This is a genomic window from Clavibacter sp. VKM Ac-2873, assembly GCF_015351075.1.
Lineage (GTDB): Bacteria > Actinomycetota > Actinomycetes > Actinomycetales > Microbacteriaceae > Clavibacter.
Genome location: NZ_JADKRS010000004.1, coordinates 25,166 through 52,024, shown reverse-complemented (window position 1 = coordinate 52,024; position 26,859 = coordinate 25,166). Strand labels below are relative to the sequence as shown.

Here is a 26,859-nt window from a genome sequence, read left to right as displayed (position 1 = left end):
AGCTTACGTGCCCGGATCCATAGGGGGCGTACTAAGTGGCGCTACGCGGATGACCTCGGTAGTCGTCCCAGTGGTCGCGGAGGGGCTGCCAGCTTCGACGGCGGACCGGGGGATCTCATGGAATCAGCACGGCGGCCCGAGCTGCCCTACCTAGACGGCATGCGCGGGGCAGCAGCCCTCGCCGTCGTCGCGTTCCACGCGTTCCTCTACACGGGGCCCAGCGGGCAGGCCTGGCGGGATCTGCCGCTCCTCGGCTGGATCACCGGCTACGGCTACCTCGGCGTGCCCGTCTTCATCGTCCTGTCCGGCTACGTCCTCATGCTGCCCGTCGCCGGCCGCCCGGGGCTCGACCTCCGTCACGGCACGGGCACCTTCCTCCGGCGCCGAGCCAGGCGGATCCTCCCGCCCTACTTCGCCGCCCTCGCCCTCAGCCTGCTCATGGCGCTCGCGATCACCGTGATGAGCGACGGCGGCGGAACGGCCTGGGGAAGCGCGGCGCCCGCCGCCCCCGCCGGGATCGTGTCGCACGTCCTCCTGCTCCAGGACCTCTCCCCCGACTGGGTCAGCCAGGTGAACGCGCCGCTGTGGAGCGTGGCCGTGGAATGGCAGATCTACTTCCTCATGCCGCTGGTGCTGCTGCCGCTCTGGCGACGATGGGGCGGCCTGCCCGTCGTCGCGCTGGCCACGGTCGTGATGACCGGCGCGTCCCTCGCCGGCTTCGCCCCGTGGGCTTGCCCCTGGCTGCTGGGTCTCTTCGCCGCGGGGATGCTCGCGGCCGAGCTCACCGTCGGCGCGCGCCCGCGCTGGGCGTCCGACCGGCTGCTGCTCGCGGTGGCCGTGGGCGCCGCGGCCGTGCTGCTCCTCGGGATCACCGTTCTGCAGGGCCGCGTGTGGGCCGCGGAGCTCGTCGCCGGCGCGGGCTTCGCGTCGCTCCTCGCGTGGGCGGGTGCGCGCACGATGGCCGGATCCCGTCCCCGCGCGCCCGGGGCGTTCGTCACCCGGCCGGCGCAGCGGCTGGGGCTCGTCTCCTACAGCGTGTACCTCGTGCACAGCCCGTTCCTCGCGCTCGGGAACCTCCTGCTCCTGCCGCTCGGGCTGCCGACGGGCGCGCACGCCGCGCTGATGCTGCTCGTCGTCGCGCCGCTCGCGGTCGCCGCCGGCTTCGGCTTCTTCCAGCTCGTCGAGCGGCACTTCCTCAACACGCGGCAGGTGCACGTGACGGAGGCGGCGGATGCGGATGCGGACGCGGCACCGGTCGCGCCCAAGCCCGCGGCCTGACCGGTCGATCCCACCGCCGCGTCGGTGCCCCCGCAGGGACTCGAACCCTGACCTGTAGCGATTTTAAGTCGCCCGTCTCTGCCAATTGGACTACGGGGGCGGCGCGCGATGCGCTCCCGACAGCCTACGGTCGCCGTGCGGATCGGCGTGCCCGGGCATGACGACGGCCCGCAGGCTGCTTGCCTGCGGGCCGTCGTCGGTGGCGCGGGTGGATCAGGCGGAGGGCTTCTCGTCCGCGGTCTCGGCGCTGGGCGCGGAGCTGTAGCTGCCCGCGAGCGCCGGGGACTTCTCGCCCTCGGCGGGCGCGTCGGCCTTGTCGTCGGCGGCCTTCTTGGCGGGCGCCTCCTCCTTCTTCGCGGGGGCGGCGGGCGCAGCGTCCGCGGCGGGACGCGGACGCGACGCGAACGTCTCGAACGCGGTGCGCGGGGTCTCGCGCGCCTCGAGGGAGACGATGTCGCGGCCCCAGACCAGGTTGTTCAGCCAGCCCGTGACGACGCGCGCCTTGCGCTCGAAGGACGGGATCGCCAGGCCGTGGTAGCCGCGGTGCATGACCCACGCGGGGAAGCCCGTGATGCCGAGCTTGCCGGACTGGAACGCGCCCTGGTAGAGACCGAGGCCCGCGACGGCGCCGAGGTTCTTGTGGAAGTAGTCGGTGATCCCCTCGCCGCGGAGGCTCGCGGTGAGGTTCTTCGCCATGAGCTTGCCCTGGCGGACGGCGTGCTGCGCGTTGGGCACGCAGAAGCCGCCGACGCCGCCGCCCGTGAGGTCGGGGGTGGCCGCCACGTCGCCGGCGCCCCAGGCGTCCGCGACGATGCCGTCATCGCCCTCGACGCGACCGTCGGCGCGCACGCGCAGGCGCCCGCGCTCCTCGATCGGGAGGTCCGTGTTCTTGAGCATGGGGCTGGCCATGACGCCCGCGGTCCAGACGATGACGTCGGACTCGAACGACTCGCCGGTCGACAGCTCGACGACGCCTCCGACGGCGGACTTGAGCTGCGTGTCGAGGTGCACGAGCGCGCCGCGCTCGGCGAGGTTCTTCAGCACCCAGTGGCTGGTCTCGAGCGACACCTCGGGCATGATGCGGCCCATCGCCTCGATGAGGTGGAAGTGCGTGTCCTCGAAGTCGATCTCGGGGTACTTCTTCACGAGGTCCGTCGCGATGCTGCGCATCTCGGCGAAGACCTCGATGCCGGCGAAGCCGCCGCCGACCACCACGAAGGTGAGGAGGCGCTCGCGCTCGGGGCCGGCCGGCAGCGTGGCGGCGCGGTCGAAGTTGGCGAAGATGCGGTCGCGGATGGCGACGGCCTCCTCGATCGTCTTCAGGCCGATGGCCTCGTCCGCGACGCCCGGGATCGGGAACGTGCGCGAGACGCTGCCCGCGGTCACGACGATGATGTCGTACTTGAACTCGTACGGCTCGCCCACGGGCGGCGTGATCGTCGCGGTCTTCGACGCGTGGTCGATGCCGGTGACCTTCGCTGTGACGACGTTGGTGGTGCGGAGGTGGCGCCGCTGCGAGACGACCGCGTGGCGGGGCTCGATGGATCCGGAGACCACCTCGGGCAGGAACGGCTGGTACGTCATGTACGGCAGCGGGTCGACCATGGTGACCTCGGCCTCGCCGGATCGGAGGTGCGACTCGAGCTTCCATGCCGTGTAGAAACCGGCGTAGCCGCCGCCGACGATCAGGATTTTGGGCACGATGGATGACTCCCTGCAGGTTGTGGTCGAAATCAGGCTACCCCTTCCGGAGCAGCCGCCTGAAATGCCGCCACGCGACGACGGCCATGGCCGCCGCGAGCGCCGCGAAGACGGAGAGGACGAGGGCGGGGATCCCCACCTGGCGGAGCTCGCCCGCGGTCGGCAGCGCGTCGTCCGTGGAGTCGCTCGGGGGCGCGTCGGCGGGCACCGCGGGTGCGGCGTCCGGGGTGGCGGACGCGGCGGGATCCGCCGTGGCGGCGGGCGCGCGGCGGTACAGGCGCACCCACTCCTCGAGGTCGCCCAGCGGCTTCCCGCTCGCGGGCGCGACGTCCGCGGTCACGGCGGCCGCCGCGTCGACGAGCCCGCGGCCGTAGATCTCCGGCTGGCCCTTCTGCTTGGCCGTGGCGAGCACGCGCTCCACCACGTCGTCCGCCTTCAGCTCCGGATGGGCGGCGCGCACGAGCGCGACGACGCCGGAGACGAGCGGCGCCGCGCCGCTCGTGCCGCTCCACTGCACGTACCGGCCGCCGGGCTCCACGCCCACGAGCTGCTCGCTGGGCGCGGCGACGGCGATCGTGATGCCCTGCGACGACGCGTCGAAGCTCGCGGCCCCCGCGCGGTCGACGCCCGCGACCGCGAGCACGCCCGGGATCGTGGCGGGCGCGCCCACCTCCGTGGTGCCGCTCCCCCGGTTGCCCGCCGCCGCGACGACCACGACGTCGTGCTGGTAGGCGTAGAGGAAGGCGCGGTCCCAGCTCTCCGGCCAGTCGAGCGAGTTGCGGGTGAGGGACATGTTGATGACGCGGGCGCCGTTGTCGACGGCCCAGCGCACGGCGTCGGCGATCTGCGCGTCCTCGTCGCGGGCGCCGGGCGTCGGTCCGCCGAGCGCGACCGAGACGCTGAGGACGCTCGCGGCCGGGGCCACGCCGATGACGCCGGATCCCGTGCCCGTGCCACGGCCGGCGAGGAGCGACGCGACCATGGTGCCGTGCTCGCTCGACGCGCCGACCGGCGTGGTGCCGTCCGCGGATCCGACGCCGGAGACGTCGGTCCCGCCCACGACCGCGCCGCGCAGGTCGGCGACCGAGGCGTCCACGCCCGTGTCGATCACGGCGATCTTCACGCCCTCGCCGCGGGTGGTCTGCCAGGCCTGCTCGACGCCGTAGTCGGCGAGCCAGTACTCGCGCTCGCGCACCGGATCCGCCTGGGCGGGCGTCGCCGCGGCGAGCGCGGCGGCGAGGGCGAGGATCCCGACGAGGCCCGCCCGCGCGACGCGGCGGCCGGATCCGGTCGATGCGCGCGCGCCCGGCGCGGGGATGCCGGACGCCCGGGTCATGCCGCGTCGTGGTCGGCGCACTCGCAGACGTCCGGCGACCACGAGGCCCGGGCCAGCGCGATGTCGCCGATGGGGTTCACGCCGGGACCCGCGGCGAGCGCGTGGCCCGCGAGCGCGTGCAGGCACTTGACGCGCACGGGCATGCCGCCCGCCGAGACGCCGGCGAGCTCGGGCACGACGAGGATCGACTCGCGGTCGGCGAGGTACGACGCGTGGGCGGCGGCGTACGCGTCGCGCAGCGCCTCGTCGTCCGCGAGGCCGTCCTGCAGCTCGGCCATGACGTGCTCGGCCTCGAGGTGCGAGATGGCGGCGGTCGCGGCGGGGTGGCACAGGTAGTAGAGCGTGGGGAACGGCGTGCCGTCGGCGAGGCGCGGGGCCGTGCTCACGACGGTGGGGTTGCCGCAGACGCAGCGGGCGGCGATGCCGACCACGTCGCGCGCCGGGCGCCCGAGCTGGGCGGAGACGACGCGCACGTCGCGCTCGGAGGGCGGGTCGAAGGGGGGTCGGGTCACTGGTCGCCTCCCTGGACGGATCCCTGGAGCTGGTCGGGCGGGGTGTCGCTGAGGCCGCTCGTGAGCGCGGATCCGAGCAGGGACTGCACCCAGTCCCGCTTCGTCTCCTGCAGGTCGGCGCTGATGGGCGCGCCGTCCGGCGTGGTGGTGGCCTCGCCGGAGGAGGCGGGCAGCCCGCGGACGAGGTAGCTCGTCTCGCCGGGCATGACGTAGAAGAGGCGATCCCGGACCTGCGCCTTGAGGAAGGCGGGGTCGTCGTAGCGGGCGCGCTGGTCCTGGAGCTGGGCGATGGTGCCCTTCTGGGCGTCCACCGCGCTCTGCAGGCTGCTGAGCTGCTGCCGCTGCTCGAGGTAGATGCGCAGGCCCGGGGCGAGCACCACGACCGTGAGGACGAGCAGCACGAGCACCATCACGGAGAAGCCGGAGAAGCGCATGCTGCGGAGCCAGTTGCCCGCGGGGGCGTCGCCGTCGGGCAGCGCAACGGGGACCCGCTCGGTGCGCGGGCGCGGGGCGCGGCGGGCGCGGAGGGTGTCGAGGCCGGGGAAGCGGGCCATCGGTCCTCCTTCGTGTGCGGATCGGCCGGATCAGGCCTGGAAGCGCGGGAAGGCGCTGCGGCCGGCGTAGACCGCGGCGGCGCCGAGGTCCTGCTCGATGCGGAGGAGCTGGTTGTACTTCGCGACGCGCTCGCTGCGGGCGGGCGCGCCGGTCTTGATCTGGCCCGCGTCCACCGCGACCGCGAGGTCGGCGATGGTCGTGTCCTCGGTCTCGCCGGAGCGGTGCGACAGCACGGTGGTGTAGCCGCTGCGCTGCGCGAGGCTGACCGCGTCGAGCGTCTCGGTGAGCGTGCCGATCTGGTTGACCTTCACGAGGATCGAGTTGGCGACGCCGCGCGTGATGCCGTCGGCGAGGCGCTTCGGGTTCGTGACGAAGAGGTCGTCGCCGACGATCTGGACCTTCGAGCCCAGCTCGGCGGTGAAGTGGTCGTAGCCGGCCCAGTCGTCCTCGTCCAGCGGGTCCTCGATGGTGATGAGGGGGTAGGACGCGACGAGGTCGGCGAAGTACGCGGTCATGTGCGCGGCGTCGACCTTCTGGCCCTCGAACGTGTACGCGCCGTCCGAGTAGAACTCGCTGGACGCGACGTCGAGGCCGAGCGCGATCTGCTTGCCCGCGGTGAAGCCGGCGGCGTCGATGGCCTCCATCAGCAGGTCGAGCGCGGCGCGGTTGCTGTCGAGGTTCGGGGCGAAGCCGCCCTCGTCGCCGAGCCCGGTCGAGAGGCCCTTCTTCTTCAGCAGGCTCTTGAGCGCGTGGTACGTCTCGACGCCCCAGCGGAGGCCCTCGGAGAAGGTGGACGCGCCGACGGGCAGGAGCATGAACTCCTGGATGTCGACGTTGGTGTCCGCGTGCGAGCCGCCGTTGATGACGTTGAGCATGGGGACGGGAAGCGTGTGCGCGTTCGGGCCGCCGAGGTAGCGGTAGAGGGGCAGCTCGGCCGAGTCGGCCGCGGCCTTCGCCACCGCGAGGGAGACGCCGAGGAGCGCGTTGGCGCCGAGGCGGGACTTGTTCTCGGTGCCGTCGAGCTCGATCATCGTCGCGTCGATGATGCGCTGGTCCGCGGCGTCGAGGTCCTGGATGGCCGGGCCGATCTCGTCGACGACGGCGGCGACGGCCTTCTGGACGCCCTTGCCCAGGTAGCGGCCCGCGTCGCCGTCGCGCAGCTCGTACGCCTCGAAGGCGCCGGTGGAGGCACCGGACGGGACGGCCGCGCGCGTGAACGTGCCGTCCTCCAGGAGCACCTCGACCTCGACGGTCGGGTTGCCCCGGGAGTCGAGGATCTCGCGTGCGTTGACTGCTTCGATGGCTGCCACGGATGGTCTCCTTGCGTTGCGGTGAGGGGTGGGAAGTCGGATCCATCCTAGCCGCGGGGTCATTCCGGGCCGGGGGCGGCGGGGCCTGCGCGCAGGTGTCGCGCAGGTGGCGGATCAGCCGCGCGCGCCGCCGTCGAGGGGGCGCTCGCGGAGGGACGCGGCGTCGGCCGTCTCGGCGTCGACGGCCGCGAACGTGCGGAAGCCCTGCTCCTTGAGCGCCTCGAGGAGCGGCGCCACGTTCTTGGGACGCGGCTCCAGCCGCACGCGACGCCCCGAGGCGACGAGCTCGGCCTTGAGGCGCGCGAGCACCTGGACAGGAGTGCGCCTGTCGTGCACGAGCGCGATGGCGTCGCCGTCCTCCGCCCGGGGCAGGACGGCCAGGTCGACGATGCGCTCGAAGCCGATGGAGAAGCCGGCCGCCGGCACGTCCTGGCCGAGGAAGCGGCCGATCATGCCGTCGTAGCGGCCGCCGCCGCCCACGGAGCTGCCGGACGCGGGGTGCGCGATCTCGAAGATCGTGCCCGTGTAGTAGCCCATGCCGCGCACGAGCGTCGGGTCGAAGCGGAGCGTGACGCCGTCGGGGAGGCCGACGAGCGCGTCCGCCAGCGTCTCGAGGTCGGCGACCGCGTCGGGGTCGACGCCCGCGGGGAGGATCCCGGTGATCGCCTGGGCCGTGAGCGGCACGCCGCCGTCGGCGAGCGCGGGCTCGATGTGCTCGAGGATCCCGCCGAGGACCGCCGCAGCGTCGGCGCCGCCCTCGGCGAGCTCCGCGACGACGCCCGCGGCGCCGATCTTGTCGAGCTTGTCGATGCTGATGAGCGCCTGCGCGTGACGCTCGGGCGCGAAGCCGCAGTGCTGGAGGATGCCCGCGAGGATGCGCCGGTCGTTCACGCGGATGGTGCAGCCCGTGAGGCCGAGCGCAGCGAGCGTCGCGGCCGTGGCGGAGATCAGCTCGACCTCGGCCAGCTGCCCGGCCTCGCCGATGATGTCGATGTCGCACTGCATGAACTGGCGGTAGCGGCCCTTCTGCGGGCGCTCGGCGCGCCAGACGGGCGCGGCCTGGATCGACCGGAAGACGCCGGGCAGCTCGGCGCGGTGCGAGGCGTAGAAGCGCGCCAGCGGCACCGTGAGGTCGAAGCGCAGCCCGAGGTCGGAGAGCGCGAGCACATCGCCCCCGTCGGCGGCGGCGCGCAGGTCGTCGCCCGAGAGGCCGCGCCTCAGCACCGAGTAGGCGAGCTTCTCGTTGTCGCCGCCGAGGCCCGCGTGCAGCCGGCCGGACTCCTCGACCACCGGGGTCTCGATCTCGTCGAAGCCGTGCGCGCGGTAGGTGCGGCGGATGATCGCGAGCGCCTGCTCGCGGCGGGCCTTCTCGGCGGGCAGGAAGTCGCGCATGCCGCGGGGCGGCGTGATCTGCTGGGGCATCCCCCGATTCTGTCAGGCGGCGGGCGGCCGCTCCGGCGCCCCGGGCGGCCCCGCCTCCTCCGCCAGGTCCAGCCACGGCTGGATGCGCGGCGTGAAGGCGTCGATGAGCGCCTCGAAGCCCCGCATGGCCCGGTCGCGGTCGCCCGAGATCACGAAGTCGAACTGCAGGCCGTAGGACCCGGCCTGCAGGAGGTCGGCCGTGTCGAGGGCGACGTCGTCGGGGACGCCGTGCGCGAGCATCCACTCGAGGCCGAACCGGCGCCACGCGGAGACGCTCGCGATGGCATCCGGCCGGACGACGCCGTCGCGCGTGCGGAGGAGCGCGGCCTCGAACTCGAGGCGCTGGAAGTCGCGGTTGACGTCGGTGAGGCGCCAGCTCCACGCCCGCGTGGTCCACTCGCGGAGCTGGCCGGGCCGGATGTCCCGCGGGTCTCCCTCCACCATCTCGGCCTGGCGCTGGTCGATGGCGTCCATCGCGGCCTCGAGCAGCCGCTCCTTGGATCCGAAGTGGTAGACGAGCACGAAGGTGCTCTCGCCGAGCGCGTCGGCGAGGCCGCGGAAGGTCACCGACTGGAGCGGGTGCGCGCGGAGGTGGTCGAGGATGTGGGCCAGCAGGTCCTGGCGGCGATGCGGATCCGGGGCTGCCACGGCCTCACCATAACAACCGTGATGGACGGGCGGCGAAGGCCGTTAGCGTGTGACCGCCCAGGTCTGTCCGCCGTCTCCTTCGGGTGGAGGCGACGGACGTGGCGCCCCGGGATCGGGTAAATCCCGGGCGACGCCCCCGCGGGCCGGACCTCGCCTCAGGCGCTCCGGCCCGCGCCGGGTCCGGCGTCGTCCTCGCCGTCGGCCGCGCTCGCACCGGCGGCCGGTTCCGCCGCGCGGATCTCCGCGGTCAGCGAGCGCAGCGTCGTCCGCAGCGCGCGCTCCGCGTCGAGCCCGCGCGACCTCGCCGAGACCACGACCGCGAGGATCAGCCGACCGAGGTCGTCCTCGTCGTCGACGGGGATCGCGGCCGGCGCGTCCGCCTCCAGCAGGCCGACGCGCTCCGCCCGGCCGAGCAGCTTGTCGGCGAGCGCGAGGGACGGCATGCCCGGGGGGATCCCGTCGAGGACGCTCGTGCGCGCCGACTTCTCGCGGTCCTTGGCGGCGCCCCAGACGCGCAGGACCTCCTCGACCGTGTCGGCGCGCTCGTCCCCGAAGACGTGGGGGTGGCGGCGCACCATCTTCTCCGTGGCGGTGCGGGCGACGTCCGCGAGGTCGAAGCCCTCGCCCTCGGTGCGCGCGATGTCGGCGTGGAAGACGACCTGGAGGAGCACGTCGGCGAGCTCCTCGCGCATGCCGGGCACGTCGTCGGTCTCGATGGCCTCGACGAGCTCGTGGCTCTCCTCGAGGAGGTACGGCACGAGGGTCCGGTGCGTCATGCCCCGGTTCCAGACGCAGCCGTCGGGCGCGCGCAGGGCGGCCATCGCGGCGGCCAGCTCGGCGACGGCGGCGGCTTCGGATCCGGTGGTGGCGGCGGATGCGGACGGGGACGCGGGCTCGCTCATCCCGACATCCTCGCACCGGGCCGCCGGTAGGCTGATGGTCGGTGTGCCGGGAAGTCTGGTCGGCGGCGGGTGACCGTCTCCCCGTCCATCGACCCCGGAAGGCCACCATGACCTCCCTCATCCGCTCCGAGCGCGTCGCCGCCGGGCTCCTCCTCCTCGCGGCCGTCGTCGGCCTCGTCGTCGCGAACACGCCCGTCGGGCCCGGCCTCCTCGCCGGGGCCGACGCCCACCTCGCCCTCCCCGCGCTCGGCGTCGACCTGTCGCTCCGCCACTGGGTCAGCGACGGCCTGCTCGTGGTCTTCTTCTTCATCGTCGCGGTGGAGCTCAAGCACGAGTTCCTCGCCGGCGGGCTGAACAGCGTCTCGGCGGCGCTCGTCCCGGCCATCGCCGCGGTCGGCGGCGTCGTCGTGCCGGCGGGCGTCTACCTCGCGATCACCGCGGGCAGCGGCCTCGAGCGCGGCTGGCCCGTGCCGACCGCGACCGACATCGCCTTCGCGCTCGGCGTCCTCGCCGTGTTCGGACGCGGCCTGCCCGCCGCCGTCCGCGTGTTCCTGCTCGCGCTCGCGGTGCTCGACGACCTCATCGCCATCGGGATCATCGCGGTCTTCTTCACGACCGACCTCGACGTGGGCGCGCTCGGCCTCGCGGTCGCGGGCGTCGTCGCGTTCGCGGTGGTCGGCCGGCTGGGCGTCGGGCGCACAGGCGCCGCCCGGGGCGCCGTCGTCGCGCTGCTGGTGCTCATCGCCCTCGTCACGTGGTGGGCGACGCTCTCCTCCGGGATCCACGCGACCATCGCCGGCGTCGCCCTCGGCTTCGCGCTCCCCCGCCTCTCCGGCCTCCGCGCCGCGCACGCGCTGGAGCCCGTCTCGAACGGCGTCGTCCTGCCGCTGTTCGCCTTCTCCGCCGCGCTCGTCGCGATCCCGGCGATCGGCATCGCGGAGCTCGCGCCCGCCTTCTGGGGCATCGCGCTCGCGCTGCCGCTCGGCAAGCTCGTGGGGATCACGGCGGGCGGGCTGCTCGGCGCGTGGGTCGCGCGCCGACGCGGATCCACCGGCGGCCTCGCCGTGCCCGACCTCGTGACCGTGTCGCTCCTCGGCGGCATCGGCTTCACGGTGTCGCTGCTGATGAGCGAGCTCGCGTTCGCCGACCTCGACGACGTGCGCGACGAGGGCACGCTCGCGGTGCTGCTCGGATCCGGCGTGTCCATCGTCGCGGCGGCCGTCACGCTCTCGATCCGCAGCCGCCGCGCCCGCCGCGACGGGGCGCCCGCGGACGGGGACGACGCGACGCGCGACGACTTCCCCGCGCACGTCGACGGCGGACCGACGCGCGTCTAGGCGCCCACGGCCCGCCTCCACCGGCGGCGCGCGTCAGGCCTTCGGCGCGGACTCCTTCGCGGCCGGCGCCTGCTCCACCGTGAACACGGCGTCGAGCAGCTGCCGCACCCAGTCCACGAGCTCCGCGTCGGGCAGCGGCTCGCCGTCGCGCCGGGGCAGCGGCACGGTCACGGCGTTGGTCTGCGCGAACAGCTTGCTGCCCGGGTACATGCGCTGCAGGCGCACCTGCTTGCTGTCGGCGAGGTCGGCCGGCGCGATGCGCAGGTTCGGGCCCATCGCGACGACCTCGCTGAGCCCGGCGCGCTGCGCCACGCGACGCAGCCGCGAGACCCGCACCAGGTTGTCGACCTCGACGGGCGGCTCGCCGTAGCGGTCGGACAGCTCCTCGATGACCCGGTCGATCTGGTCGTCGGTCGCCGTGGGCGAGGCCGCGGTGGAGAGCTTCTGGTAGGCCTCGAGGCGCAGCCGCTCGCTGTCGACGTACTCCTCGGGGATGTGCGCGTCGACCGGCAGCTCGAGCCGCAGCTCGGTCTGGCCCTCCGCGACGTCGCCGCGGAAGGTCGACACGGCCTCGCCGATCATCCGGAGGTAGAGGTCGAAGCCCACGCCCTGGATGTGGCCGGACTGCTCGCCGCCCAGGAGGTTGCCCGCGCCGCGGATCTCGAGGTCCTTGAGCGCGACCTGCATGCCGGATCCCAGCTCGTTGTTCGCGGCGATGGTGGACAGCCGGTCGTGCGCCGTCTCGGACAGCGGCTTGTCGGCGTCGTAGAGGAAGTACGCGTACGCGCGCTCCCGGCCGCGGCCGACCCGACCGCGCAGCTGGTGCAGCTGGCTGAGGCCGTACTTGTCGGCCCGGTCGATGATGAGCGTGTTCGCGTTCGCGATGTCGAGGCCGGTCTCGATGATGGTGGTCGACACGAGCACGTCGAACTTCCGCTCCCAGAAGTCGACGATGACCTGCTCCAGCATCGACTCGCTCATCTTGCCGTGGGCCACGGCGACGCGCGCCTCGGGCACGAGCTCCGCCAGCTCCGACGCGACGCGGTTGATGCTCGACACCCGGTTGTGCACGAAGAACACCTGGCCCTCGCGCAGCAGCTCGCGCCGGATGGCGGCGGCGATCTGCTTCTCGCTGTTCGGGCCCACGAAGGTGAGGATCGGGTGCCGGTCCTCCGGCGGCGTCGCGAGCGTCGACATCTCGCGGATGCCCGTGACCGCCATCTCGAGCGTGCGCGGGATCGGCGTGGCCGACATGGCGAGGATGTCCACGTTCGCCTTGAGCTTCTTGAGCGCGTCCTTGTGCTCCACGCCGAACCGCTGCTCCTCGTCGATGATGACGAGCCCCACGTCCTTGAACGCGATGTTGCCGGTGAGCAGCCGGTGCGTGCCGATGACGACGTCGACCGAGCCGTCCTCCAGCCCCTTGACGGTCTCGCGCGACTCCTTCTCGGACTGGAAGCGGCTGAGCTGGCGCAGGTGCACGGGGAACCCGGCGAAGCGCTCGGAGAAGGTCTCGAAGTGCTGCTTCACGAGCAGCGTCGTGGGCACGAGCATCACGACCTGCTTGCCGTCCTGCACGGCCTTGAACGCGGCCCGCACGGCGATCTCGGTCTTGCCGAAGCCGACGTCGCCGGAGACCAGGCGGTCCATGGGGATGGGGCTCTCCATGTCGCGCTTGACCTCGTCGATGACGGTGAGCTGGTCGGGCGTCTCCATGAAGGGGAACGCCTCCTCCAGCTCGCGCTGCCACGGGGTGTCCGGCGGGAACGAGTGCCCGCGCGACGCCATGCGCGCCGAGTAGAGCTTCACGAGCTCGACCGCGATGTCGCGGACGGCCCGGCGCGCCTTGCCCTTGGCGGCGGCCCAGTCGCTGCCGCCCATCTTGCTGAGGGCGGGCTCCTCGCCGCCGACGTAGCGGCTGAGGAGGTCGAGCTGGTCGGTGGGCACGAAGAGCTTGTCGCCCGGGTAGCCGCGCTTGGAGGGCGCGTACTCGATGACAAGGTACTCGCGGCGCGTCTTCACGGCGTTGCGGCCGCCGGACGAGACCTCGCGCTGCGTGAGCTCGACGAAGCGGCCGATGCCGTGCGTGACGTGCACGACGTGGTCGCCCGCCTTCAGCTGGATGGGGTCGACGACGTTCTTGCGCCGGGTGGCGAGCTTCTTGACCTGGCGGCTGTCGTACCCGGCGGCGCGCCCGTAGAACTCGCTCTCGGTGAGGAGCGCGAGCTTGACCTCCGGCATCTCGAAGCCCGCGTCGATCGCGGAGCGCATCAGGTAGGCGATGCCGGGCTCCGGCTCGGCGGGGAACTCCTCGACCACGCGCGCCGGGACGCCCGCCTCGCGGAGCACGGTGTCCGCGCGCTCGACGAGGCCGGATCCCTGCGCCACGACGCCCACGCTCCAGCCGGCCGCGAGGCGCTCGCGCACATGCTCGATGGCGCCGTCCGCGTTGCCCGCGAAGCTCGGCACGGGATCCGCCTGGATGCGCACGGTCATGACCTCGTCGATCCCCAGGTCCTCCGGCAGCACGTCGGTGGCCTGGAAGCCGGAGAGCGTCCACCAGCGGCGCGGACCGCGGGCGTCCCGCAGGCGGCCGAGCGAGAGGAAGTCGCCCGACGCGAGGTCGATGGGCGCCTGCGCGCCCGCGGTGGCGGCGTTCCACGCGGCGTCGAGGAACTCGCGGTTCGTGTCCGCGAGGCTCTGCGCGCGGGTGGACACGCGCTCGGGCGAGACCACGGCGATGGCCGCGTCCACCGGCAGGTAGTGCGTGACCGGCACGAGCCGGTCGACGAGCGCCGGGGCCAGCGACTCCATGCCCTCCACCGGGATGCCCTCGGCGATCTTCGCGAGCATCTGCTGCAGGTTCGGGAACTCGTGCTGCATCTCCCGGGCGCGCTGCCGGACGGGCGCGCTCAGCAGCAGCTCGCGGCTCGGCGGCAGCTCGACCGAGGTGATCTCCTCCTCGAGCGACCGCTGGTCGGCGACCGCGAACGGCCGCATCTGGTCGACCTCGTCGCCGAAGAACTCGACGCGCACGGGATGGTCGGAGACGGGCGGGAAGACGTCGAGGATGCCGCCGCGCACGGCGAACTCGCCGCGGCGCGTGACCATGTCCACGCGCGAGTAGGCCAGGTCGACGAGACGCACGGCGAGCTCGGAGAGGTCGTGGCCGCGGCTGCCGGTGGCGAGCTGCACGGGCGCGAGCTCGGTGAGGTTGTCGGCGACGGGCTGGAGGGCCGCGCGCACGGAGGCGACGATGACGAGCGGGCGCACCCGCTCGGCGGGGACCTCGCGGGCGCCCTCGCCGAGCGCGGCGTGCCACTGCTCCATGCGGCGCAGCGCGTGGATCCGCTTGCCGACGATCTCCGCGCTCGGGCTGAGCCGCTCGTGGGGCAGCGTCTCCCACGCGGGGAACTCGAGGATCTCGGCATCCGGCAGCACGGCGGCGAGGCTGCGGCGCACGCCCTCCGACTCGCGGCCGGTGGCCGTGACGACGAGCAGGCACCCCGGGATGCCGCGCTGGATGCGCTGGCGGAGGAGCCCCGCGAGCAGCGGCCCCTGGAGCCCCTCGGTGAGGGAGAAGTCGGCGTCGCGGGAGGCCGACGCGAGGGCGTCGTCGAACGTGGAGGCGCGCGAGAGCGCCGGGATCAAGCCCTGGAGGATCACCCGACGATCGTACGCGCCGCCACCGACGCCCTCGCCGTCGTCCGCCGTGGGCGGACGCGCGGCGTGCGCGCCGTGGCCCGCCTGCGGATCAGGACGCGGCGGTGTGGAAGCGCAGCTGGGCGGCGATGAGGCCGTCGGACGCGATCATCTCGATGGCGTCGGCCGCGTCCTCGAGCACGTTGGGCAGCACCTGCCGCTCCGTGGAGGAGAAGGGCTTGAGCACGAAGTCGGCGGCGTCCTGGCGGCCGGGCGGCCGGCCGATGCCGATGCGCACGCGGGTGAAGTCGCCGGTGCCCGCGGAGGAGATGATGTCGCGGATCCCGTTGTGCCCGCCGTGCCCGCCGCCCTGCTTCAGCTTCATGGCGTCGAACGGGATGTCGAGCTCGTCGTGCGCGACCACGAGCTGCGCGGGCTCGAGCGAGAAGTACTTGAGGAGGTTCGCGACCGGGCCGCCGGACAGGTTCATGAACGAGCTCGGCTTCGCGAGGATGAGCTTCGGCCCGCCGGGGACCGCGCGCCCCTCCGCGACCTGCGCGTTGGCGCGGTGCGAGCGGAAGGTGGCTCGCATCCGGTCGGCGAGCACGTCGAGCGCCATCTGGCCGACGTTGTGGCGGGTGCCCGCGTACTGCGGACCGGGGTTGCCGAGGCCGACCACGAGCAGGGTCCGGTCGTCCACGTGCGCTCTCCTCCTGGTCGTCGCATCCGGGGGCGGATGCGCGGAGCCCGCCGGCCGCTGCCGGTGTCCCGGACGGCGGCCGACGGGCTCCGTGGTGCTGGTGGTGCGGCGCCGCACGCGGCGGCGACGCGGCCCGGAGGCCGCGACGGGTGCTACTTGTCGTCGCCCGACTGGTCGCCGGTGGCGCCGTCGTCGGTGACCGCGACGTCCGCGTCGCCCTCGGCCACGACGTCCTCGTCCACCGCGTCGGTGGTGAGGTCGAGCTGCGGCACCGAGATCGCGAGCACGAGCGTCTCGGGGTCGGTGACCAGGTTGGCGCCGGCGGGCAGGTCGACCTGGCCGGCCGTGACCTGCGTGCCGTCCTCGAAGCCCTCGATGGAGACGACGAAGCGCTCCGGGATGTGGGTGGCCTCGACGTCGACCGTGATGGACGTGTTCTCGAGGTTGTGGATCGTGCCGGGGTAGGACTCGCCCTCGACGTGGATCGGGACCTCGACCTCGACGCGCTCGCCCTGGCGGACGACGATGAGGTCGACGTGCTCGATGATCTGGCGCACGGGGTCCTTCTGGACGTCCTTCACCAGGACCAGCTGCGGCGTGCCCTCGATGTCGAGCGTGATGATCTGGTTCGCCTTGCGGATGATGAGCATGAGCTCGTGGCCCGGCAGCGTGACGTGCTGCGGGTCGGTGCCGTGGCCGTAGATGACCGCGGGGATCTTGCCGATCGCGCGGATCTTGCGGGCCGCGCCCTTGCCGAACCGCGTGCGCAGCTCCGCGGAGAGGTTGTTGTCCACCATGGTGTCGCTCCAATTGCGGCCCGTGAGGGCTCGCGTCGTGTGTGTGTCGTCTGCTCGAACGCTTGCGCGTGAGGAGTGAGGTGCGAGCCCCGTCCACCGCGTCGATAACGGACCGCCGCCGTGCTCGCGCACGGCCCCTGCGATCCCTCGCCGAAGTTCAACCCCCGATGCTACCGGACGGACGGGTCCTCGGTCGACGCGTCCGGTGCGGCCGCCGGCGACGGGGAGCCCGGCGCGGGCGGCGTCGACTGCCCCACCCGGAGCGTGAGGCCGTCGTGGACGCCGTCGACGACGTCCTCGAAGGCGACCGGCGTGCCGAGCGTGGCCGAGACGTAGACGCTCACCACGGTCGCGAGCGACAGGAACGCGTCGTCGACCGTGACCCCCGCCGGGCGACCGGTGCGCAGGGCGTCGGCGATGTCGTCGTACTGGCGGTAGTGGCCCTCGAGGTACGTGTTGTCGAGGCGGGGCGAGCGCGGGAGCTCGGCCGCGTGGATCTCGAGCTCGGCGTCGTTGCGCACGTCGGCCTGGGCGGGCACGCCGGACTCGGGCGCCGCGTGGAAGTAGGTGAGGGATCCGGCCTCGATGACCGCGGATCCGCGCGTGCCCTGCACCTGCACCCGGGTGTCGAGCCCCGGGTAGCCGGCGGTCGTCGCCTGCAGCGTCGCGAGGGCGCCGGACGCGAAGCGGATCACGGCCACCGCGACGTCCTCGACCTCGATGCCGTCGTGCGCGAGCAGCGCGGTCTGCGCGTACACCTCGACCGGGCGGCCGAGGTACGAGACGAGCAGGTCGAGCGTGTGCACGCCCTGGTTCATCAGCGCGCCGCCGCCGTCGAGGTCCCACGTGCCGCGCCAGTGGCCGGAGTCGTAGAAGCCCTGGCTGCGCCACCACGGCGCGCTGGCGACGGCGGTGGTGAGGCGGCCGAGGCGGCCGGAGCGCACGGCCCGGTCGACGATGACGCTCGACGGGTTGAAGCGGTGCTGGCTGATGACGGTCGAGAGGATCCCGCGCCCGGCGGCCTCGCGCGCCAGCTCCGCGATGCGGCGGCCGCGCGCCAGGTCGACGTCCAGCGGCTTCTCGATGACCACGTGGAGGCCGGCGGCGAGCGCCTCCTCGGCGAGGCCGATGTGCAGGCCGCTCGGCGTGCAGATGACGACGAGCTCGGCGGCGTCCGCGCGGATCATGTCGCCCAGGTGCGCGAAGACGCGCGGGCGGTCGGCGCGCAGCTCGTCGACCACGACGTCGGCGAGCTCGTCGGCGGTGTCGGCCGTGACGTCGACGAGCGCGGCGACGCGGAACTCCGGGTGCTCGGCGAGGACGCGCGCGTGGTGCGTGCCGATGACGCCGCATCCGACGATCGCGACGCGGATGGGCTCGTGGACCGCGGCGGCGGGCGCTCCCTCCCCGCCGGGGGCCGGTGCCGGATCGGCGCGGGGCGCGTCGGCCGGCGCCTCATCGGCGCGCGGCACGTCCGCGCGCGGCACGTCGGCGTCGGACCGCGCCTCGCGGACGAGGTCGGGGACGTCCGCCGCGGGCACCGCGGCCGCGGGCTCCGTCGCGGTGGCGGGGGCGTCGTCGACCCGACCCGGGGAGGCCGTGCGACCGCCCGGAAGCAGCTCGCGGACGGCCGCGTCGGCGAGCGCGACGGGATCGTCGGTGATGTCGAGGGTGATGCCCTGCTCGTCGTCGCCGAGCGGCTCGAGCGTGCGCAGCTGCGAGGCGAGCAGGCTCGACGGCATGAAGTGGCCCTCGCGTCCGCCCAGGCGCTCGGCCAGCAGATCGTGATCGCCGGCCAGGTGCACGAAGACGGCGTCGGGCGCGGCGGCGCGGAGGATGTCGCGGTAGGAGCGCTTCAGCGCGCTGCACGCGACGACCGGGCCGCCCTCGGGGCGACCGGCGAGCGTCCGGCCGACCTCCTCGAGCCAGGGGCGGCGGTCGTCGTCGTCGAGCGCGTGGCCGTCGGCCATCTTGCGGCGGTTGGCCTCGGGGTGGAGGTCGTCGCCGTCGATGAAGGGCACGCCGGCATCCTGCGCGAGGAGCTCGCCCACGGTCGACTTGCCGGATCCGGAGACCCCCATCACGATCACGGGCGGGAACGGGCGGACGGCGTCGATGCGGATCACTCCCTGCGGTTCGGTGAGGAACTCGTGCGGCGCTCCGTCGTGGTGCGCCCATCCATCCTACGAGACGCTCCCCGACGCCCCGCTGACGGTCGGGAGCCCGGGCGTAGCCTGAGGACGACTGTCGACAAGGAGGCATCAGATGTCAGATGACCAGCAGGCCACGGCGAACATCGGGGTGGTGGGGCTCGCGGTGATGGGGTCGAACCTCGCCCGCAACCTCGCCAGCCGCGAGGGCAACACGGTCGCGGTGTACAACCGCACCACCGAGAAGACCACGGCCCTCGTCGAGGAGCACCCCGAGGCCGGCTTCGTCGCCGCCACGTCGATCGAGGAGTTCGCGGCGTCGCTCCAGCGGCCCCGCACCGCGATCATCATGGTCAAGGCCGGGCGCGGCACGGACGCCGTCATCGAGCAGCTCACCGAGGCGTTCGAGGAGGGCGACATCATCGTCGACGGCGGCAACGCGCTGTTCACCGACACGATCCGCCGCGAGAAGGAGGTCCGCGCGAAGGGCCTCCACTTCGTCGGCGCCGGCATCTCCGGCGGCGAGGAGGGCGCGCTCAAGGGCCCGAGCATCATGCCCGGCGGCACCGCGGAGGCGTACGAGACCCTCGGCCCCATCCTCGAGTCGATCGCCGCGGTCGCGGAGGGCAAGCCCTGCGTGACCCACATCGGCACCGACGGCGCCGGCCACTTCGTGAAGATGATCCACAACGGCATCGAGTACGCCGACATGCAGCTCATCGCCGAGTCGTTCGACCTGCTGCGCCGCGTCGGCGGCCACGAGCCCGACGCCATCGCCGACGTGTTCGAGGAGTGGAACGGGGGCGACCTCGAGTCGTACCTCATCGAGATCACCGCCGAGGTGCTCCGCCAGAAGGACGCCGCATCGGGCAAGCCGCTCGTCGACGTGATCGTCGACCAGGCCGGGTCCAAGGGCACGGGCGTCTGGACCGTGCAGAACTCGGTGGGCCTCGGCGTGCCGGTGGGCGGGATCGCGGAGGCCGTCTTCGCGCGCGCCGTGTCGTCGAAGCCCGAGCAGCGGAAGGCCGTGCAGGCCACCATCACGAGCCGCCCCGAGATCCAGTCGGGCGGCGACACCTTCGAGGACGACGTCCGCGCCGCGCTCTACGCGAGCAAGGTCGTCGCCTACGCGCAGGGCTTCGACGCGATCATCGCGGGCGCGAAGGAGTACGGCTGGGACATCGACAAGGGCAAGGTCGCGGAGATCTGGCGCGGTGGCTGCATCATCCGCGCCCAGTTCCTCAACCGCATCGTCGAGGCCTACGAGAAGGACTCCGGCCTCGCGACGCTCCTCGAGGACCCGTACTTCGCGAAGGCCGTCGCCGACGGCGAGCAGGCCTGGCGCCGGGTCGTCTCGGTCGCCGCGCTGTCGGGGATCCCGGTGCCCGGCTTCGCGTCGGCGCTGAGCTACTACGACTCGCTCGCCTCCGAGCGCCTGCCCGCCGCTCTCGTGCAGGGCCAGCGCGACTTCTTCGGCGCGCACACCTACCACCGCACCGACAAGGAGGGCACCTTCCACACGCTGTGGTCGGGCGACCGCTCCGAGGTCGAGGCGGAGGACACGCACTAGCCGCCTCCCGCGACGCAGGGGACGAGCCCGCCGGTCATGGACCGGCGGGCTCGTCGCGCACTGGATCAGTTGCGCCAGAACGAGACGCCCGGCGAGTTCGTCGGGTGCTGCTTGTCGTAGCGCGAGGAGTAGAAGTAGATCTTGTTGACCTTCATCTCCGGGCAGATGTCCGCTCCCCTGTCGAGTCCGATCCTCGAGCCGAACACCTCGCACGTCACCATGACGAACGAGAGGTCGCCGGACGACCCCGGGTACGCCTGCGCGTAGTAGCGCCGCATGTAGTCCGACTTCGCGGTGCAGGTGTCGTTGTTCGGGTCGTCCTTGTAGATCTTCACCGCGAGACCGGTGCCGTACTGGCCTCCGGTCGCGGAGTTGTAGACACCGCACACGCGGTATCCCGCCTCGGCCTGCGCCGTGGGAGCCGGGCCCATCACCGCACCCGCCACCCCGAAGCCGAGCGCGAGCAGCGCGGCCGGCCCGAGGGCTGCCGCACGCATGGATCTCCTCATCTGTCCTGTCCTTCCGGGAACCGTGTCGCATGAGGCCGCGGACCGATCGCCGCGGTCGCGGGCAGCCTAGGGAGACGGGTTCGCCACCGCGCATCCCCTGCACACGGGCGCGGGCGACGACCGCGGCACGCGGCGGGGCGTCTGTCACACTGGGGCGGATGGACGAGGACGAGCACCCGGAGCTCGCGGGCTACGAGCCGCACCGCCCGCGGAGCCTGCGCAGCACGCGCACGCTGCTCGTGATGCGGGTCGTCGTCGTGGTCGGCATCGTCAGCCTGCTGCTCCCCGGCGTCGTCACCATGGTGCGCGTGGGCGCGAGCACGGCCGACATGGCCTGCAAGGACTTCGTGGCGTACGAGCGACCCGACTCACCGTCCTACGAGGTGCGGTTCGAGCTCTTCGGGCCCGGCGTCGTGGGCTACGAGTGCTACACGAAGTACGCGTTCGGCGGCGACCAGCACATCGCGTCGCTCGGGCCCATCCCCTCGGGGCGCGTCGCGCGCGAGGTCGTCGAGCGGAACTCCCGGGACTGATCCCGGGCCGCCCGCGCGGGCGGCCCGGTCCGGCGCCTCGGCCTAGGCGGCGCCGTCGAACATGCTCGTGACGGATCCGTCGTCGAACACCTCGTGGATCGCCCGGGCGAGCAGCGGCGCGATGGGCAGCACCGTGAGCTTGTCCCAGCGCTTCTCCTGGGGGATCGGCAGCGAGTCCGTGACCACGACCGAGTCGATGTGCGGGCTGTTCAGGATCTGCGTGGCCGGGTCAGAGAAGACCGCGTGCGTGGCCGCGACCACGACGCCCGTGGCGCCGTTCTTCTTCAGGGCCTCGGCGGCGGAGACGATGGTGCGGCCGGTGTCGATGAGGTCGTCCACCAGGAGGCAGACGCGGCCGGCGACGTCGCCGACGATCTCGTGCACGGTGACCTGGTTGTGCACCCTCGGGTCGCGGCGCTTGTGGATGATGGCGAGCGGGGCGCCGAGCTTGTCGCTCCAGATGTCGGCGACGCGCACGCGGCCCATGTCGGGCGAGACGACGGTGAGGGTCTTGGAGTCGAGCACGGAGCGCATGTGCTCGAGGAGCACCGGCATCGCGAAGAGGTGGTCGACGGGGCCGTCGAAGAAGCCCTGGATCTGCGCCGCGTGCAGGTCGACCGACATGATGCGGTCGGCGCCCGCGGCCTTGAAGAGGTCGGCGACGAGGCGCGCGGAGATCGGCTCGCGCCCGCGGCCCTTCTTGTCCTGGCGGGCGTAGGGGTAGAACGGCGCGACCACGGTGATCCGCTTGGCCGAGGCCCGCTTCATCGCGTCGACCATGATGAGCTGCTCCATGAGCCACTCGTTGATGGGCGCCGTGTGCGACTGGATGACGAACGCGTCGCTGCCGCGGACGCTCTCGTCGTACCGGATGTAGAGCTCGCCGTTGGCGAAGGTCCGCGCGTCCGTGTGCACGAGGCTCGTCTCGAGCTCCTCCGCGATCTGCTCGGCGAGCTCGGGGTGCGCGCGACCCGTGACGATCACGAGCCGCTTCTCTCCGGCTGTCTTGATTGCGGACACGGGACTCCGTCTCGTCAGTGGTGCTCGGTGTGCTCGGTCCCGGACGGAACGTCCTGGTGCCCCTCGGCGGCCTCGACGGCGGCCCGGGCCTCGGGGGTGCCCGGTCGCTTCGCCTCGGTCCAGCCGACCATGTTGCGTTGCGGCGCCACCGAGATGCCGAGTGCGCCGGGCGGGACGTCCTTGCGGATGACGGCACCGGCACCCGTGTAGGAGCCGGTACCGATACTAACCGGTGCGACCAGGACGTTCCGCGAGCCGAGGTGCACGTGGTCCCCCACCTCGGTGTGGTGCTTCGCATGCCCGTCGTAGTTCGCGAAGATCGCGCCGGCGCCGATGTTGGTCTGCTCGCCGATGGTCGCGTCGCCCACGTAGCTGAGGTGCGGGACCTTGCTGCCGGCGCCGATGTCCGCGTTCTTCGTCTCGACGTACGCGCCGATCTTCCCCTCGTCGCCGAGCCGCGTCCCGGGTCGCAGGAACGAGAACGGGCCGACCGTCGCGCGGGCGCCGATGACGGCCAGCTCCGCGTCGGTGCGGCGGACGATCGCGTCCTCGCCGACCTCGGTGTCGCGGAGGGTCGTGTCGGGGCCGACGGTCGCGCCGGCGGCGACCGTGGAGGCGCCGAGGATCTGGGTGCCCGGGAGGATCGTGACGTCGGCCGCGAGGGTGGCCTTGACGTCGATCCAGGTGGTGCGCGGGTCCTGGATCGTCACGCCAGCGAGCTGCCAGCGGCGGATGATGCGCGCGTTCAGCTCGGTGGCCGCCGCCGTGAGCTGGACGCGGTCGTTGATGCCCGCGACGAGCCAGCTGTCGCGCACCGGCAGGCCCTCGATGGCGCCGCCCGCGCGGCGGATCACGTCGGCCGCGTCGGTGAGGTACTTCTCGCGCTGCGCGTTGTCGGTGCCGATGGCGCCGAGGGTCTGGCGGAGCGCCTCCGCGTCGAACACGTAGACGCCCGCGTTGACCTCGTCGATGCGGAGCTGGTCGCCGGTCGCGTCCTTCTGCTCGACGATGGCCTCGAACGCGCCGTCCTGGCCGCGGATGATGCGGCCGTTGCCGGTCGGGTCGTCGAGGCGGGCGGTGAGGAGCGTGAGGTCGTTGCGCGCCTGCCGGTGGGCGGAGACGAGCGAGCGCAGGGTCGCGGCGTCGAGCAGCGGCACGTCGCCGGACAGGACGACGACCTGGCCGGTGAAGCCCTCGGGCAGGGCGGTGATGCCCGCCTCGACCGCGCGTCCGGTGCCGGGGATCTCGTCCTGGTCGACCACGAGCGCCTGCGGCGACAGCGCGCGCACGACCTCGACGACCTGGTCGCGGTCGTGGCGGACGACCGTGACGATGTGGCGCGCGCCGAGCTCCTCCGCGGTCGCGAGCACATGGCCGACGAGCGGCAGGCCCGCGAGCGGGTGCAGGACCTTGGGGAGGCGCGAGCGCATGCGGGTGCCCTGGCCGGCCGCGAGGATCACGACCGCGATGGAGGGGCTGCGCGGCTCGCCGTCGACGTCGAGCTCGCCCGTCACGATGGGGATCTCGCGGGTCGTCGGTGTCTCGTGGTCGGTCATGGCGATCTCCCTGGTCCTCGTGCGCGTGTGCGGCGCGGCCTGCGAGCGTGGCTCCGCCCCCAGGATTCGAACCTGGACCTCACAGCTCCAAAGGCTGAAGTGCTGCCGTTACACCAAGGCGGACCGCTCACGGTCCGGCCGTGCGCAGGACGAGTCTGCCAGAGGTGCCCGGACGCGGAGACCGGGACGCGGCGGGCGCTCAGGCCCCGCGCGCGCGGAGCCGGCGCCGGCTCCCCCGGATCCGCAGCAGCAGGGAGAGCACGCCGCAGACCGCGAGCCCGCCGACCCCGCCGACGAGCACGCGGGCGTCGAACGCGCCCTGCGGGAACGGCCACACCTGGCTGAGGAGGGCGGCGACGCCGAGGATGCCCGGGGTCAGCACCATCGCGACCACGGCTTCCTGCCGCAGGGACATGCGCTCCGTCCCGCGACGGCGTTCCCCGATCGCGGTGCCGACGAGGCCGGACCACATCGGCACCGCCGTGACGAGGTTCGCGACCGGGGCGAGGAGCAGGGCGACGACGACGGACAGCAGGAGCCCGCCCACGTACCACCATGGCATGACGGAGCGGAAGGAGGGACGGTCGGCCATGTCCCTCACGCGAGCGACCGGGCGGACGCCCCCGGACCGGCATGATGGGGGGATGCCCAGCCGCGACGAGGTCGACCGCATCGTCGACGCGTGGCGGCGCGAGCGGCCCGACCTCGACTTCTCCCCGCTCGAGGTGCTGTCGCGCGTCGGGCGGCTGTCCCGGCTGCTCGAGCGCGCGCGGCGCTCGGCGTTCCAGGAGTCGGAGCTCGAGTCGTGGGAGTTCGACGTGCTGTCGGCGCTCCGGCGGGCGGGCGATCCCTACCAGCTGAGCCCCAAGGCCCTCCTGCAGCAGACGCTCGTCTCCTCCGGCACCATGACGAACCGCATCGACCGGCTCGTGGCGCGCGGGCTCGTGGAGCGGCGGACGGACCCGCACGACGGGCGCGGGATCCTCGTGGTCATGTCGGACGCCGGGCGCACCCGCGTCGACACCGCGATCACCCGGCTCGTGGCCGAGGAGGCGACGCTCCTCGACACCATGCCGGGCGCCGACCGCGACGTGCTGGCCGGGCTGCTGCGGCAGCTGATCCTCGACCTCGACGACGACGGCGCCTGACCGGCACGACCCGGGCCGAGGATCCCCCGCTCAGGCGTGCGCGACGCAGCGGCGCGCGGCCGGGCGGATCTCGAGCCGGCCCGCCGGGATCGCCTCGCCGCAGACCTCGCACCGGCCGTAGGCGCCCGCGTCGAGGCGCGCGACCGCGGCGTCGACGTCGGCCAGGCGCACGCGGGCCTCGCGGATCATCGCGTCGGACTGCGAGCGCTCGAACGCGAGGGTCGCGCCCTCGGGGTCGTGCTCGTCGTCGGAGTTGGCGTCCTGGCGCGCCTCGACGATGGCCGCGACGTCCCGGTCGAGGCCGTGGATCAGCGCGAGCGTGTCGGCGCGGAGGGCGGCGAGGGCCGCGCGCGGATCCGCCGGGCCGGGCGCGCCGTCGTCGGCCATGGATCCCGCGCTACGCGGCGACGAGCGCGTGCGCGTCCGCCATGAGCTCGACCGAGCGGAGGCGCTCGGGCGTCTGCTGCGACGCGTGCCCGACGATGACCTCGTCGACGCCCGCCTGCTCCGCGAACCGGTTCGCGTAGTCGGAGACCTCGGCGCCCGTGCCGACCGCCGTGTACGTCATCATGCTGGCGACGTGCGCGCCGACGGGCGCCTCGAGCAGCCGGTCGAGCTCGTCGTCCGTGAAGGTCTGCGTGGCCGGGATCTGGCCGCTCTGGCGTAGCAGCATCATGAGCCGCGCGCGGCGGACCCCGGCGAACTGGCGCTCGGCGTCGGCGCGGTCGTCGGCCGCGATGGCGTTGATGCCGGCGATCGCGTACGGCGCGTCGAGCTGCTCCGACGGGCGGAAGTCGCGGCGGTAGATCGCGATGGCGTCGAGCAGCATGTCGGGCGCGAAGTGCGAGGCGAAGGCGAACGGCAGGCCGAGGGCCGCGGCGAGCTGGGCGCCGAAGGTCGAGGATCCGAGGATGTAGAGGGGCACGCGCGTGCCGGCGCCGGGCGTCGCGGAGACGCCGGGGACCTGGCTCTCGCCGGAGAGGAAGGCCTGCAGCTCGACGACGTCCTCGGGGAAGCGGTCGGAGGATCCCGGGTCGCGGCGGAGCGCCCGGAAGGTGGCCTGGTCGCTGCCGGGGGCGCGACCGAGCCCGAGGTCGATGCGTCCCGGGTGCAGCGTCTCGAGCGTGCCGAACTGCTCCGCGATGGTGAGCGGCGAGTGGTTCGGCAGCATGACGCCGCCGGAGCCGAGCCGGATCGTCGACGTCTGGCTGGCGACGTGGGCGATGAGCACGCTCGTCGCGCTGGACGCGATCGAGGCCATGTTGTGGTGCTCGGCGTACCAGACGCGGCGGTACCCGCTCCGCTCAGCCTGCTGGGCGAGGGCGACGGAGGCGGCGAAGCTGTCGCGGGCGGTCTCCCCGGGGGCGATGGGGGCGAGGTCGAGGATGGAGAGCGGGACGGTCATGCTCACCCCAACAGCGCGGGTGCCCCGACTGTTCCGAGCTCGTCGCGGGCGGGCGCGGCGGGCGCGTCCGCGGGCGCCGACGCCTCGTCGCGTGCGGCCTCTGCCGCGCGACGGCGACGCACGACCGACCACGCCGCGACCAGGCCGGCGAGCAGCGCGCAGGCGGCGGTGGCGAGGAGGATCCGCGCCCCCTCCCCCGGCCCTGCCGGCACGAGCGGCAGCAGGATCTGCACGGCGAGCACGAGCATCACCCCGGCGATCACGGTGTCGAGCACGCGCCAGGCGGCCGGCCGCGCGAGCACGGGCGCGAAGACCCGGGCGGCCGTCGCGATCAGCGCGAACCATACGCAGCTGGCGACCATGGCGCCGATGCCGAACGCCCAACGGCCGTCGCCGTGGCCGGCCGCGACGGATCCCACGAGGAGCACCGTGTCGAGGTAGACGTGCGGGTTCAGCCAGGTGAGCGCGAGGCACGCGGCGACCACCGTGCCGAGCGCGCGCGGCGCGGACACGGCGACCGCGAGGCCCTGGGGCGCGACGGCCCGCAGGAGCGAGAGGGCCGCGTAGCCGGCGAGGAAGCAGGCGCCGAGGATCCGGATGACGACGATCGCCACGGGCGCCGCCTGGATCAGCGCGCCGACGCCGGCGACGCCGAGGCCGATGAGGATCACGTCGGAGACCGCGCAGATGAGGACCACGACGAGCACGTGCTCGCGCCGCGTGCCCTGCCGCAGGAGGAACGCGTTCTGCGCGCCGATCGCGGCGATGAGCGAGAAGCCGAGGCCGAAGCCGGAGAGCGCGTGCGCGAGCGGGTGCATGCCCCCACGG

The 26,859-nt window shown here is 73.4% G+C and carries 24 protein-coding genes and 2 tRNA genes; 5 read left to right on the top strand and 21 right to left on the bottom strand.

What is annotated here, in order from left to right:
* Nucleotides 1-117: 117 nt before the first annotated feature.
* Complete coding sequence (locus tag ITJ44_RS12050; protein WP_194635800.1) at nucleotides 118-1,278, top strand: acyltransferase; 1,161 nt, start codon at nucleotides 118-120, stop codon at nucleotides 1,276-1,278.
* A gap of 25 nt (nucleotides 1,279-1,303) precedes the next feature.
* Here the strand turns inward: ITJ44_RS12050 and ITJ44_RS12045 are convergent.
* The 9 genes from ITJ44_RS12045 to ITJ44_RS12005 form a co-directional block, all read right to left on the bottom strand.
* A tRNA-Leu gene (locus ITJ44_RS12045) sits at nucleotides 1,304-1,378 on the bottom strand.
* A 113-nt stretch (nucleotides 1,379-1,491) separates the two neighbouring features.
* Nucleotides 1,492-2,979, bottom strand: coding sequence for an NAD(P)/FAD-dependent oxidoreductase (locus ITJ44_RS12040; protein WP_194635799.1), 1,488 nt, complete (start codon nucleotides 2,977-2,979; stop codon nucleotides 1,492-1,494).
* Nucleotides 2,980-3,016: 37 nt separating this feature from the next.
* Nucleotides 3,017-4,315: a S8 family serine peptidase gene (locus ITJ44_RS12035; RefSeq protein WP_194635798.1), complete on the bottom strand. Its 1,299-nt coding sequence runs from the start codon at nucleotides 4,313-4,315 to the stop codon at nucleotides 3,017-3,019.
* Nucleotides 4,312-4,827 carry a DUF501 domain-containing protein gene (locus tag ITJ44_RS12030; RefSeq protein WP_194635797.1) on the bottom strand — a complete coding sequence of 172 codons (516 nt, stop codon included), beginning with the start codon at nucleotides 4,825-4,827 and terminating at the stop codon, nucleotides 4,312-4,314. The genes ITJ44_RS12035 and ITJ44_RS12030 overlap by 4 nt, the downstream gene beginning before the upstream one ends.
* Complete coding sequence (locus ITJ44_RS12025) at nucleotides 4,824-5,381, bottom strand: septum formation initiator family protein (RefSeq protein WP_194635796.1); 558 nt, start codon at nucleotides 5,379-5,381, stop codon at nucleotides 4,824-4,826. The genes ITJ44_RS12030 and ITJ44_RS12025 overlap by 4 nt, the downstream gene beginning before the upstream one ends.
* Before the next feature lie 30 nt (nucleotides 5,382-5,411).
* Nucleotides 5,412-6,692 (bottom strand): phosphopyruvate hydratase, encoded by a 1,281-nt coding sequence (eno, locus tag ITJ44_RS12020; RefSeq protein WP_116055965.1) that lies wholly within the window; start codon nucleotides 6,690-6,692, stop codon nucleotides 5,412-5,414.
* Nucleotides 6,693-6,806: 114 nt separating this feature from the next.
* A complete protein-coding gene (gene hisS, locus ITJ44_RS12015) occupies nucleotides 6,807-8,114 on the bottom strand; it encodes a histidine--tRNA ligase (RefSeq protein WP_194635795.1) in 1,308 nt (435 codons plus the stop codon).
* A 12-nt stretch (nucleotides 8,115-8,126) separates the two neighbouring features.
* Nucleotides 8,127-8,762, bottom strand: coding sequence for a TetR/AcrR family transcriptional regulator (locus ITJ44_RS12010; RefSeq protein ID WP_194635794.1), 636 nt, complete (start codon nucleotides 8,760-8,762; stop codon nucleotides 8,127-8,129).
* 155 nt (nucleotides 8,763-8,917) lie between these two features.
* Nucleotides 8,918-9,664 (bottom strand): MazG family protein, encoded by a 747-nt coding sequence (locus ITJ44_RS12005; protein WP_194635793.1) that lies wholly within the window; start codon nucleotides 9,662-9,664, stop codon nucleotides 8,918-8,920.
* A gap of 107 nt (nucleotides 9,665-9,771) precedes the next feature.
* On the opposite strand from ITJ44_RS12005, the gene ITJ44_RS12000 reads away from it, so the two are divergent.
* Nucleotides 9,772-11,001, top strand: a complete 1,230-nt coding sequence (locus ITJ44_RS12000) for a Na+/H+ antiporter NhaA (RefSeq protein WP_194635792.1) — start codon at nucleotides 9,772-9,774, stop codon at nucleotides 10,999-11,001.
* Between the two features lie 33 nt (nucleotides 11,002-11,034).
* On the opposite strand, the gene mfd is transcribed toward ITJ44_RS12000, so the two are convergent.
* The 4 genes from mfd to ITJ44_RS11980 form a co-directional block, all read right to left on the bottom strand.
* Nucleotides 11,035-14,667, bottom strand: a complete 3,633-nt coding sequence (gene mfd / locus ITJ44_RS11995; RefSeq protein ID WP_194635791.1) for a transcription-repair coupling factor — start codon at nucleotides 14,665-14,667, stop codon at nucleotides 11,035-11,037.
* An 88-nt stretch (nucleotides 14,668-14,755) separates the two neighbouring features.
* The gene (gene pth / locus ITJ44_RS11990) at nucleotides 14,756-15,343 is read right to left on the bottom strand and encodes an aminoacyl-tRNA hydrolase (RefSeq protein ID WP_194635790.1); all 588 of its coding nucleotides are present in this window, start codon (nucleotides 15,341-15,343) and stop codon (nucleotides 14,756-14,758) included.
* A gap of 152 nt (nucleotides 15,344-15,495) precedes the next feature.
* Nucleotides 15,496-16,140 (bottom strand): 50S ribosomal protein L25/general stress protein Ctc, encoded by a 645-nt coding sequence (locus ITJ44_RS11985; RefSeq protein WP_194635789.1) that lies wholly within the window; start codon nucleotides 16,138-16,140, stop codon nucleotides 15,496-15,498.
* A 170-nt stretch (nucleotides 16,141-16,310) separates the two neighbouring features.
* Entirely contained in the window at nucleotides 16,311-18,266 is a 1,956-nt protein-coding gene (locus ITJ44_RS11980) for a gluconokinase, GntK/IdnK-type (RefSeq protein WP_194635788.1), read from the bottom strand.
* Nucleotides 18,267-18,405: 139 nt separating this feature from the next.
* Between ITJ44_RS11980 and gndA the strand changes: the two genes are divergently transcribed.
* Nucleotides 18,406-19,860 carry an NADP-dependent phosphogluconate dehydrogenase gene (gene gndA / locus ITJ44_RS11975; protein WP_194635787.1) on the top strand — a complete coding sequence of 485 codons (1,455 nt, stop codon included), beginning with the start codon at nucleotides 18,406-18,408 and terminating at the stop codon, nucleotides 19,858-19,860.
* A gap of 65 nt (nucleotides 19,861-19,925) precedes the next feature.
* On the opposite strand, the gene ITJ44_RS11970 is transcribed toward gndA, so the two are convergent.
* Nucleotides 19,926-20,369, bottom strand: a complete 444-nt coding sequence (locus ITJ44_RS11970) for a hypothetical protein (RefSeq protein ID WP_194635786.1) — start codon at nucleotides 20,367-20,369, stop codon at nucleotides 19,926-19,928.
* Nucleotides 20,370-20,527: 158 nt separating this feature from the next.
* On the opposite strand from ITJ44_RS11970, the gene ITJ44_RS11965 reads away from it, so the two are divergent.
* Nucleotides 20,528-20,902: a hypothetical protein gene (locus ITJ44_RS11965; RefSeq protein ID WP_194635785.1), complete on the top strand. Its 375-nt coding sequence runs from the start codon at nucleotides 20,528-20,530 to the stop codon at nucleotides 20,900-20,902.
* A 42-nt stretch (nucleotides 20,903-20,944) separates the two neighbouring features.
* On the opposite strand, the gene ITJ44_RS11960 is transcribed toward ITJ44_RS11965, so the two are convergent.
* From ITJ44_RS11960 to ITJ44_RS11945, 4 genes are all read right to left on the bottom strand, one after another.
* The gene (locus ITJ44_RS11960) at nucleotides 20,945-21,922 is read right to left on the bottom strand and encodes a ribose-phosphate diphosphokinase (RefSeq protein WP_194635784.1); all 978 of its coding nucleotides are present in this window, start codon (nucleotides 21,920-21,922) and stop codon (nucleotides 20,945-20,947) included.
* Nucleotides 21,923-21,936: 14 nt separating this feature from the next.
* Nucleotides 21,937-23,478, bottom strand: coding sequence for a bifunctional UDP-N-acetylglucosamine diphosphorylase/glucosamine-1-phosphate N-acetyltransferase GlmU (gene glmU, locus ITJ44_RS11955; RefSeq protein ID WP_194635783.1), 1,542 nt, complete (start codon nucleotides 23,476-23,478; stop codon nucleotides 21,937-21,939).
* 48 nt (nucleotides 23,479-23,526) lie between these two features.
* Nucleotides 23,527-23,601: transfer RNA gene (locus tag ITJ44_RS11950), tRNA-Gln, on the bottom strand.
* Between the two features lie 76 nt (nucleotides 23,602-23,677).
* Nucleotides 23,678-24,070 carry a hypothetical protein gene (locus ITJ44_RS11945; RefSeq protein ID WP_194635782.1) on the bottom strand — a complete coding sequence of 131 codons (393 nt, stop codon included), beginning with the start codon at nucleotides 24,068-24,070 and terminating at the stop codon, nucleotides 23,678-23,680.
* Nucleotides 24,071-24,122: 52 nt separating this feature from the next.
* On the opposite strand from ITJ44_RS11945, the gene ITJ44_RS11940 reads away from it, so the two are divergent.
* Nucleotides 24,123-24,626, top strand: a complete 504-nt coding sequence (locus tag ITJ44_RS11940; protein ID WP_194635781.1) for a MarR family winged helix-turn-helix transcriptional regulator — start codon at nucleotides 24,123-24,125, stop codon at nucleotides 24,624-24,626.
* Nucleotides 24,627-24,656: 30 nt separating this feature from the next.
* On the opposite strand, the gene ITJ44_RS11935 is transcribed toward ITJ44_RS11940, so the two are convergent.
* From ITJ44_RS11935 to ITJ44_RS11925, 3 genes are read right to left on the bottom strand one after another with little or no spacing between them, the layout of a single operon-like run.
* Nucleotides 24,657-25,013: a TraR/DksA C4-type zinc finger protein gene (locus ITJ44_RS11935; RefSeq protein WP_194635780.1), complete on the bottom strand. Its 357-nt coding sequence runs from the start codon at nucleotides 25,011-25,013 to the stop codon at nucleotides 24,657-24,659.
* Between the two features lie 10 nt (nucleotides 25,014-25,023).
* Nucleotides 25,024-26,031, bottom strand: a complete 1,008-nt coding sequence (locus tag ITJ44_RS11930; protein WP_194635779.1) for an LLM class flavin-dependent oxidoreductase — start codon at nucleotides 26,029-26,031, stop codon at nucleotides 25,024-25,026.
* Nucleotides 26,032-26,033: 2 nt separating this feature from the next.
* Nucleotides 26,034-26,849 (bottom strand): LysE/ArgO family amino acid transporter, encoded by an 816-nt coding sequence (locus ITJ44_RS11925; protein ID WP_194635778.1) that lies wholly within the window; start codon nucleotides 26,847-26,849, stop codon nucleotides 26,034-26,036.
* Nucleotides 26,850-26,859 lie beyond the last annotated feature (10 nt).

Bases quoted from the DNA above. Each gene is read 5' to 3' on its own strand.
- glmU (WP_194635783.1), bottom strand. From the start codon at position 23,478: ATGACCGACCACGAGACACCGACGACCCGCGAGATCCCCATCGTGACG.
- ITJ44_RS11940 (WP_194635781.1), top strand. From the start codon at position 24,123: ATGCCCAGCCGCGACGAGGTCGACCGCATCGTCGACGCGTGGCGGCGC.
- ITJ44_RS12035 (WP_194635798.1), bottom strand. From the start codon at position 4,315: ATGACCCGGGCGTCCGGCATCCCCGCGCCGGGCGCGCGCGCATCGACC.
- gndA (WP_194635787.1), top strand. From the start codon at position 18,406: ATGTCAGATGACCAGCAGGCCACGGCGAACATCGGGGTGGTGGGGCTC.
- ITJ44_RS11945 (WP_194635782.1), bottom strand. From the start codon at position 24,070: ATGGCCGACCGTCCCTCCTTCCGCTCCGTCATGCCATGGTGGTACGTG.
- ITJ44_RS12025 (WP_194635796.1), bottom strand. From the start codon at position 5,381: ATGGCCCGCTTCCCCGGCCTCGACACCCTCCGCGCCCGCCGCGCCCCG.
- ITJ44_RS11930 (WP_194635779.1), bottom strand. From the start codon at position 26,031: ATGACCGTCCCGCTCTCCATCCTCGACCTCGCCCCCATCGCCCCCGGG.
- ITJ44_RS12050 (WP_194635800.1), top strand. From the start codon at position 118: ATGGAATCAGCACGGCGGCCCGAGCTGCCCTACCTAGACGGCATGCGC.
- ITJ44_RS11970 (WP_194635786.1), bottom strand. From the start codon at position 20,369: ATGAGGAGATCCATGCGTGCGGCAGCCCTCGGGCCGGCCGCGCTGCTC.
- ITJ44_RS11925 (WP_194635778.1), bottom strand. From the start codon at position 26,849: ATGCACCCGCTCGCGCACGCGCTCTCCGGCTTCGGCCTCGGCTTCTCG.
- ITJ44_RS11985 (WP_194635789.1), bottom strand. From the start codon at position 16,140: ATGGTGGACAACAACCTCTCCGCGGAGCTGCGCACGCGGTTCGGCAAG.
- ITJ44_RS12005 (WP_194635793.1), bottom strand. From the start codon at position 9,664: ATGAGCGAGCCCGCGTCCCCGTCCGCATCCGCCGCCACCACCGGATCC.
- ITJ44_RS12000 (WP_194635792.1), top strand. From the start codon at position 9,772: ATGACCTCCCTCATCCGCTCCGAGCGCGTCGCCGCCGGGCTCCTCCTC.
- ITJ44_RS11965 (WP_194635785.1), top strand. From the start codon at position 20,528: ATGGACGAGGACGAGCACCCGGAGCTCGCGGGCTACGAGCCGCACCGC.
- hisS (WP_194635795.1), bottom strand. From the start codon at position 8,114: ATGCCCCAGCAGATCACGCCGCCCCGCGGCATGCGCGACTTCCTGCCC.
- ITJ44_RS11935 (WP_194635780.1), bottom strand. From the start codon at position 25,013: ATGGCCGACGACGGCGCGCCCGGCCCGGCGGATCCGCGCGCGGCCCTC.